This is a genomic window from Pseudomonas sp. P5_B2 (genome assembly GCF_056400445.1).
Genome location: NZ_JBFULH010000167.1, coordinates 1 through 8299 on the forward strand (window position 1 = coordinate 1; position 8299 = coordinate 8299).

The window sequence follows — 8299 nt, forward strand, 5'->3', positions numbered from 1 at the left end:
CGAAGGGGTCGACTCGGTCTAAAGCGGCAAATGCCCCAACGGCAACGCCCCCGGCGTCTTCACCGTATGAATCGCAAAGTTACTGCGAATATCGCTCACACCCGGCAATTTCAGCAGCCGCTCGGTAAGAAAGCGGTCATACCCGCGCAAATCCGGCACCACCACTTGCAGTAGAAAATCCGATTCCCCGGACACCAGAAACGCCGAAATCACTTCCGGCAGTGCCGTCACGGCCACGCGAAAGGCTTCGGCTTGTTCGTCGTTATGACGTTCAACTTTGACCCCGACAAACACCGTCAGCCCAAGCCCCACCTCGTCGCGATCCAGATTGGCCTGATAACCGCGAATCACCCCGGCTTCTTCCAGCATCCGCACCCGCCGCAAACAGGGCGAGGCGGAAAGACCGATTTCGTCAGCCAGTTGCACATTGCTCAATCGACCGTCCCTTTGCAGGGCATCGAGGATTTTACGGTCGTAGGCGTCCAGTTTCATGGTTTGGCAGATCCCGATGGTTTAATCATCTTAGAGCGGCAGATTATGCCAATCTTCATCGCTTTAGAAGCTGACTACGCAACCACCTGCCCTGGCCTTGCGCCCTAGACTGGGCCTACCGAATCGACAACGAAAGGGGGCGCAACATGGCAGGACTCGGGCTGTTTTTCATGGCACTGGCGGTGGTGTATTTGCTGCCAGGGCCGGACATGATCCTGCTGCTGCAAACCGGTGCCCGCCAAGGAAAAGGGGTGGCATTGGCAACGGCGATCGGCCTGGGTGTTGCCCGGGGTTGTCATGTGGCGTTGGCCGCGCTGGGGCTGGCTGCGCTGTTCAAAGCCGCGCCGTGGACCTTCGATGTGGTGCGTCTGGCCGGGGCCGCCTACCTGCTATGGCTCGGTATTCAATGCCTGCACTCCACGATGCTGCCGAACCTGAACGGCACTCACGCCACAGCGGCGAAATCGCAGTGGGCGGAAGCGGTCCAACGCGGATTGCTCACCAATCTGCTCAATCCCAAGGCGTTGTTGTTCTGTTCGGTGCTGCTACCACAGTTCATCGATCCACACGCAGGATCAGTCCTCAGGCAATTCGCGATCCTGGGCGTGGTGCTAGTCAGTGTCGGCTTTATCTTCGACAGCGCATATGCGCTGGTCGGCGCGGCGCTAGGCCGTTGGCTGCAACGCAGTCCTTCGGCCCAGCGTCTCCAGCAATGGCTGTTTGGCAGTCTGTTGATCGGCTTCGCGGTGCGACTGACCTTTGTGCAACAGGCTTAAGCCTTACTGCGCCCGACGTCGGCGACGGTTGATCAACAGCAACGCCACTGCCGTCACGCCGATGACGCCGCCGATCTGCAACGGCCACTTGTAGGGCCGCAAAACTGCACGCGTCGCGTCCGTCACCTGGGTCACATAACGTTTGCTGGCATTCTCGAAGTCGGGATAAGGGCACTGGTTACCAAAGTCCACGGCCCACTGCACATAAGGCCCTTCTTTCACATAGCGCTGGTACAGGGCGCTTTGCTCTTCAAGGCTACTGTTCCAGCCCGCCGCCGCACAGAGCACCGCTGCAAAGGCCTGGCTGGAGTGCGGCAAATTATCGGCGGCGCGACTGGCCAATGCCGTGGCCAAAAATCGATAGTGATAGCGCTCATCAGGTTTGGCGGCACTGGCCTGCTGGCGCTGGACTTCACCTTCAGCGACTAATGGTCCGCCCTTCAGCACCGTGTTTTCGAGGCTGTAGTTGCCGCCGAACGTGGCGTAGTCCGGGGACATTTCGTAGCCGAGAATGTCCATCCCCCACTCGCGCGCCGTCCAGGCGGCATTGAACAAAGCGCTGGCGCGTTTGGTCGGCCACCAAGCGGCATCCGCCAGCTGACGCTGTTGCGCATACAACCGCGCCTTCTTCTGTAGATCGACATTGTCGAAGTACGCCAGCGCTTCATCGTAACGCTCTTCGCGCAGCAATCGGCGCCCGAGCAGATTGCGCAGTTTTGCTGCCACCGGAAGCGGTACGTAGTTGTCGCGATCCTGCTGGCTCAACGGCGGCGGAGCGGGAACCTGGGTGTCGACGTAATGCTTGAGTTCATCGACGGTCAGCACCCGTTCGGCCACCGTCGCGGCATCGAGCCAATAGATACTCTGGCTGCGATACAGCTGATCGAATGCTTGCAGGTAATCCCCGCGTTGCAGTGCAAGAATCGCACTCTCACCCTCGACCCGGCACTTGGGTTGAAGCGTCTCGTAGTCGAAGTCCGGCGTCCTGCGCGAACCCCACGATTCATTCTGCGGGAACGCCTGAGCCGCCTTGGCATACGCCGCAGCGGCTGCGTTTTTATCGCCATCGCGCAACGCCAGTTTCGCCCGCAACCACCACGCCAGGCCGCCGTCGCCGGCGTGCTCGAGGAAGGCCTTGGCGCTGGCGTAATCGCCTTGTTGATAGTTCATCGCGGCCAATCGATCCGCGTTATCCAGGCTGCCGCGCGTGCTGCTTTGCAGCAGTTTGATCAGTTTCAATTCGTTCGCTGGTTGTTCTCCGAATGACCAGCCCAGGCGGCTGATCAAGGACGCGGTCGCCAGTTGTTGCACCGGTTTATCCTTGAGCAGCGCGCTCAATTGATCGTCCGGCATCGCCAACAGATCCGCCATCAACAGCTTCAACGAGGTGTACCCCACCGCTGAGCCGTGGAGGTTTTGTGCGGCATAGAGTTCGATGGCGCTGTCCCAGTCGCCGGCGGTACGGACCACGCGAGCTTCTTCGCCAAGGCTGGCGACACCCAGTTCCAGTGGGTCGCTGAAACCGTCGATACTCAGCTGACGGGTCTGCTCGAACGCCTTGCGCGCCTGCGCCAACAGATCGAGCGACGCGCCCGCCTCGGCACTCATTGCAAACAGCGCACGGCCCAGCGAGTAAGCGGCCCAGGTGCTGCGCAAGGCACGTTGATCGGCCGGCAGCGCCAGCACTTTCTGGAAGTATTCGGCGGCCAATCCATAATCGCCCGCATTGAACGCCGCAGCGCCCGCCAGATACAGCTTGAGCTCGGCTGGCAGGCTCAGGCCCTGTGCTTCGACTTGATGCGCATCCGTCAGGCTGCGCAGCTGTTTCACCAGCGTTTGCTGTTCCGCTGTCAGCCCGGTCTTCTCTGCGGCATCTCGCTGTTCTGCGTAATCGGTCGCTTCCATGCTGTTGGGCGACTGCGCGACATTTTTGAGTCCTGCGATCGTCTGCCCGAGCCGATTGACCTCGAACTGAAAGTTGCCTTCCGGCAGCTCCGCCAGCGACTGTCCACGGTTGTCCAGCAAGCGCATCGGGAAGTCCGGACCGCAGGCCAGCGCCGAACCCAGGGGCAAGCTGAGGCTCAGACAGAGCAGATGACGGGGCCAGTTACGGGTGAACATTCGAACCTCCTTGATCAATTTTTGTGCAGCGAGCCCAACCGACTGCACGCTGTCCACCGGCCGCTATTCGGCCGTCGATAAGGCGGGTGAAGGTAAGCAGATCCGGGCTTTGTTGCAACGCATAACCGGCCAACGCATCGGCGCCATCACAGCCCTGTACGGCCAGGGTCAAGCGTTCGGGCCAGGCAGTGTCGAGGTTGCCTTGGTTGCTGAGGCTGATGTCATAGAGGCCGTCTTGCGCGTTAAGTTTCACACTCAAACGACTGTCGAGAGCGTCACCGCGAGCCACCGCGCCCAGCGTTGTCAGGCTCCAAGCCCGACGGTCGCCCGCGAGCGGCAGGCGAAACCAGATCAAGCCGGTCAGATGCGCGGGTGGATCGGCGCGCAATTCGGTGGCAAGTGTGCTCAGTTGCTGCGGATCAGCCAGCAGTTCCCGGCGCTCGCCACCCCGACCCACCGGCACCTCGCTTTCCACCACGGGGGCACCACCGACGCTTGGCAACAACGCCACACCGTAGGCCGGCAGCGCCAGATAGAAAGGTTTCGTCGTGAGGCGACTCCACTCCCTGACCCACTGTCGCGCCTTAACCGGATCGAACAGCCCGCGCCGTGGATCGCTCACCGCATGCACCTGCAACACGCTGCTATCCACAGTCGATAGGAGAGCCGGCAGCTCGGAACTGTCCAACCACGCCGGCAACGCCGTAATACTTAGCGACAAAGTCGTCGGTATAACTGCACGCAGGTGCGCCAGAAATGCTCGATAGGCCGGTAGTCGGGCATTACCCGCGTCGTGGTCAATTTCCACACCGGACAGCGTCAGCCCCTGCCCTTGCCAGTCGCTGAGCACCTGTTGGATTTGCGCCGTAACTTCGTCCTGGTCCAAGGGATTGAGCTGACCATCTAGACGAATCACCGCAATCAGCGGCCGACCATCGCGTTTAAGCAACCCCGGATCGATCCGTGCCCGATGCCAGCCGGCTTGAGGAAACGCCTGCAAGGCCAACACCCGCAGCGTCGAAAAGTCTGCGCGACTGTCGCGCAGGGCGGCGTCATGGGCCGGCGTCCATTGCCGTTGCCAGATGTAGAGTTGCTGATCGAGCGGTGGCGCGTCTTGCTGCTCGCAACCGCTGAGCAGCAACGCAACAATCAGGGCCGAGAGACGAACGAAAAACACCATGACACCCTGATCCCTGAAAAACAGGGCTACAGGGTACACAAACCTGTGGCCAGGTATCGATTACTCAGCCACAGGCTTGCGGGCAATGATCACCTGACTTTTCGCCACGACCGCGTCCAGCGCCTGTTTGATCTGTGCGCCACGAGGCGAATCCAGAACGGTTTTCCAGGTCTCGGCCCAGTGGTTGAGCAACGGATGGTCGGGATTGCTGAAGTCGACCTTGGCTTCCCAGAACAGCAGCATCCACATCGACCAGTAGAAGCCGTACTGGCTGTGGCTGAGCACTTCCAGGCCAGCATCGCTGACCATCGCCTTGAACTGCTCTTCGCTGATGATGCGAATGTGGTTGGGCTTCTGAAAATACTCGGGCGCGGCGATGTCCTTTTGCAGGCCTTCGGAACTCGGGTGTGGAACGCTGAGCAAATACAGTGCGCCCGGCTTGCCGACACGCACCAACTCAGCAAGGAACTGCGCCGGGTCGTCCACATGTTCGATGACTTCGGTGGACACCACGCGGGTGGCCGTGGCGTCGGCAATCGGCAGCGGATTGCAGTCGGTGACATGGCATTCGATGTCGCGGGCCGGGGTATCACCGAGGCGCTGACGGGTGGCTTCGACCTTAGCCGCGTCAATATCAGCGATGATGATTTTCGCCCCGCGCATGCCGCAGAAATGCACGTTGCCGCCGTCACCACAGCCCACATCCAACAGCGTGTCTTCAGCGCTCACCGGAAAACCGGTGAACAGTTCGCCGGTTTGCTGATTGAACCAGCCACTGAGCATCGCGTCGTGCAGGCCCAGCATGTACGGGTCGACCTTCTCGACGTTATCCGCCACTGGCTGCACGGGAGCGGGCATGCCCGCCGTGAATTTCTTCAAAAGGCTCAGCATGAGGCAGCTCCAGAGGATTGGACGGTTGTTCGGGATGTACCCAAGTGTTTGACCAGCGAGGCGCCGCGGTTGCGCATGGGCATTTCGATGAAGCGGTAGTTAAGTTCACTCAACAGCACGATCAGGGCGCAAGCCATCAGCAACATCAGAATCGGATGGCCCGCCGGATTGGGCATCCCGGCAGCCTGTAAGCGGAATGTGAATTCGCGTACCAACAAGTAAGCCGGAATGTGGATCAGATAAATCCCGTAGGACCGGCTGCCGACCCACGTCATCAGGTTCTTGAACACACCCCGCGGCATCAGGTAATCACGGTTATAAGAAGCAATCCAAACCAGTACCGCGCACAACATGGCAATCACGCCGATACGGTAGTTGGCAAAAGTGAAGCGTTCAGTCGCCATGAAACTCAGCCCTAGCGACAGTGCCATCAGCGCCGAAACACCCACCCATGGGCGGCGCAAAAACGTCGGCTCCCAACGCAGGTACGAAGGTTGTGCACTCCACATCGCCAACAGCACACCGAGGGCCAGCGCATCGGTGCGAACAACCATCAGAGTTGCCGTGCGCAACGTGAACAATTGCACGGCAACCAGCGCGAGCAAGGCCCAGACCAGGTGCTTTCGGCAGACCAGAATCAGCAGCGGAAACAGCAGGTAGAACTGCTCTTCCAGCGACAAACTCCAGTAAACAAAACTGGTGYCGTATTCGTAGTGAAAGAAGCTGTCGGCGAAGCGGAAGTTGGCGTATTGCGCCACACCCGCCAGCGTCGCCTGCACGTTAGCATGCAGCGTACCGAAAGCTGCGGAACGGTTCAGAAAGAGGCAAGCCAGCAACATCAGCGCCAGCCACAACCAGGCCGATGGCAACAATCGAAAGGCACGGCGCAACCAGAAATTACGCGTCTGCTGCCAATATTCCTGACGGGTGCTGCAGCCTTGCAACGCCGGGATCAAACTGCGCGCGATGACAAACCCCGAGATGGCAAAAAACAGATCCACACCCCACCAAAGTTGGCCGATTGCAGTGACGGATTGCAACAGTGGCACCGAAGCCGCGAACAGGCTGTCTTGCATGTGATGGAACAGCACACCGAGTACCGCCATCGCACGCAACAACTCGATGTCCATTATCCGCTTGGCGTTGCTCATGACGTCCTCCTGGACGCTGCCCCGGCACCCACCGGTTTGCGGGCGATGATTACCTGGCTCTTGGGCATGAACTGATCAAGCATCTGCTTGATTGCCAATCCGTTCGGTTGCGCCAGCAGGTCCTGCCAGGTTTTCGCCCAACTTTCCATCAGCGGCGGATACGGTGCCTGGATCCGGTCACGCACGGCGCCCCCCAGATCCCGGCCGGCAGCCCGCTCACTGGCCCAAAAAAAGATCATGCCCATCACCCAGAAAAATCCGCTGGCCTGGCGATGCTCGATCACCAGCCCCGCGTCCTCCACCAATGCGGCGAAGCGTTCCGGGGTAAAAATCTGTACGTGATTGGGCGATTGGAAGTAGCTCGCGGGGGCAATGCCTTTCTGCAAATGCTCGCCCACCGGCGCTGGAACGCTGAGCAGATACAACGCACCCGGGCAGCCCATGCGCACCAACTCGGCAATGAAGGGCTCGGGTTGATCGATGTGCTCCAGCACTTCCATGCACACCACTTTGCTAGCGCAACCGTCGGCCAACGGTAAAGGCAGGCTGTTGCTGACCAGACCGAGGTTGGCTTTATCCGATTGCGCGTTTACTTGCCGGGCCAGGTCGCGGACCTTGTCGTGCTCGCTGTCGGTGAAGATCACCGACGCGCCTTGGCGCACTGCAAACAGGGTAGCAACACCCTCTCCACAGCCGACATCCAGTAACGTGTCGTCGGCCGTAATGGCAAAGCCCTTTAGCAATTCCCCGCTGTCGCCGCAGAACCAGCCGTCGTGCATCGCGTCGTGCAAGCCTACATCTCGTGGTGAAACGGGGCTCGGTTCAACGGGCACAGATTCAGCTTTCACCTCTGGAAACAAACGTCTAACCCATGCGCGGATCATGCCTGGGGGGTTTCCATAACGCGGGTTTCGAACTGTCGGGCAAAAAATTCTTTCAGTCGTTGCTCGGCGTTGGCCTGGCTGCAAAATTTTTCGAGGCTGTCCACTGAATGCGCGGACATCTGTGCATAACGGTCCGGGTCGTTTTTGGCGACGTCGTAGCTGGCCCGATAAGCGCCGCACAACGACGCCCAATTGGTGATGTAACGCAGGGTACGGAAAGCCCGACGCGGATCGTGAGGCCAGGCCGTCAGCTCCTCGGTAGAGTCGATCAAAAACGCATTATCGGCGTCCAGGTAATCAATCATCGCCGTGGTCCGTGGTGCCACTGCCGGTTTTCCGCAGGACATGAACTCCATCAGCGGTAAACATTGGCCCTCGCCGTACGACGTATTGACTACGTAGCTGGTGGCCTGCACCAGACGCTCGTAGTCCGCATCCTCGAGGTAGCCGTAGATCAGCACGATGCGGCAGCGATAGGACTGGTTTTTGTACAAGTGGTGGAGAATATCGGTCAGCGCTTCTTCGGCGTCATGGTGCGTCAGTTTAAGCACCAGAGTCGCATCGCCCACCTCACGGAMTGTCACGCAGAACGCACTGAGCATGTCTTCCCAATTCTTGCGCCCGTCACCGGGGTTAAACACTGAGGTGTAAATTACCCCGTCGAGGACCAACTCGTGTTTACGCGGTGGCGCTTCAAAATCGATACCTTTACCCGCGCGCAGATGTTCCGGCCCAAAGGCGCGCAAGTCGAGTGTGCGGCTGTCTGCCAGCAAGCCTTTGATCTTCAATCGCACCTGACTGGCC

Annotated in this window: 8 protein-coding genes; 1 reads left to right on the top strand and 7 read right to left on the bottom strand. The window is 59.7% G+C overall.

Features of this window, described 5'->3' with window-relative positions; translation table 11 throughout:
• Nucleotides 1-18 precede the first annotated feature (18 nt).
• A complete protein-coding gene (locus AC1DRJ_RS14515; RefSeq protein WP_477802766.1) occupies nucleotides 19-492 on the bottom strand; it encodes an Lrp/AsnC family transcriptional regulator in 474 nt (157 codons plus the stop codon).
• Between the two features lie 146 nt (nucleotides 493-638).
• Here AC1DRJ_RS14515 and AC1DRJ_RS14520 point away from each other — a divergent pair, with 146 nt between their 5' ends.
• A complete protein-coding gene (locus AC1DRJ_RS14520) occupies nucleotides 639-1268 on the top strand; it encodes a LysE family translocator (RefSeq protein ID WP_477802767.1) in 630 nt (209 codons plus the stop codon).
• Nucleotides 1269-1271: 3 nt separating this feature from the next.
• Here AC1DRJ_RS14520 and AC1DRJ_RS14525 read toward each other — a convergent pair whose 3' ends face one another.
• The 6 genes from AC1DRJ_RS14525 to AC1DRJ_RS14550 form a co-directional block, all read right to left on the bottom strand.
• Nucleotides 1272-3389: a hypothetical protein gene (locus AC1DRJ_RS14525; RefSeq protein WP_477802768.1), complete on the bottom strand. Its 2118-nt coding sequence runs from the start codon at nucleotides 3387-3389 to the stop codon at nucleotides 1272-1274.
• Nucleotides 3376-4569, bottom strand: a complete 1194-nt coding sequence (locus AC1DRJ_RS14530) for a DUF3142 domain-containing protein (protein WP_477802769.1) — start codon at nucleotides 4567-4569, stop codon at nucleotides 3376-3378. The genes AC1DRJ_RS14525 and AC1DRJ_RS14530 overlap by 14 nt, the downstream gene beginning before the upstream one ends.
• Nucleotides 4570-4629: 60 nt before the next feature.
• Nucleotides 4630-5460 (bottom strand): class I SAM-dependent methyltransferase, encoded by an 831-nt coding sequence (locus AC1DRJ_RS14535; RefSeq protein ID WP_477802770.1) that lies wholly within the window; start codon nucleotides 5458-5460, stop codon nucleotides 4630-4632.
• Nucleotides 5454-6611, bottom strand: coding sequence for an acyltransferase family protein (locus AC1DRJ_RS14540; RefSeq protein WP_477802771.1), 1158 nt, complete (start codon nucleotides 6609-6611; stop codon nucleotides 5454-5456). Before AC1DRJ_RS14540 ends, AC1DRJ_RS14535 begins: the two co-directional genes overlap by 7 nt.
• Nucleotides 6608-7495, bottom strand: a complete 888-nt coding sequence (locus tag AC1DRJ_RS14545; protein WP_477802772.1) for a class I SAM-dependent methyltransferase — start codon at nucleotides 7493-7495, stop codon at nucleotides 6608-6610. The genes AC1DRJ_RS14540 and AC1DRJ_RS14545 overlap by 4 nt, the downstream gene beginning before the upstream one ends.
• Nucleotides 7492-8299, bottom strand: an 808-nt coding sequence (locus AC1DRJ_RS14550; RefSeq protein ID WP_477802773.1) for a glycosyltransferase, incomplete at its 5' end; no start/stop codon positions are given. The genes AC1DRJ_RS14545 and AC1DRJ_RS14550, both read right to left, overlap by 4 nt.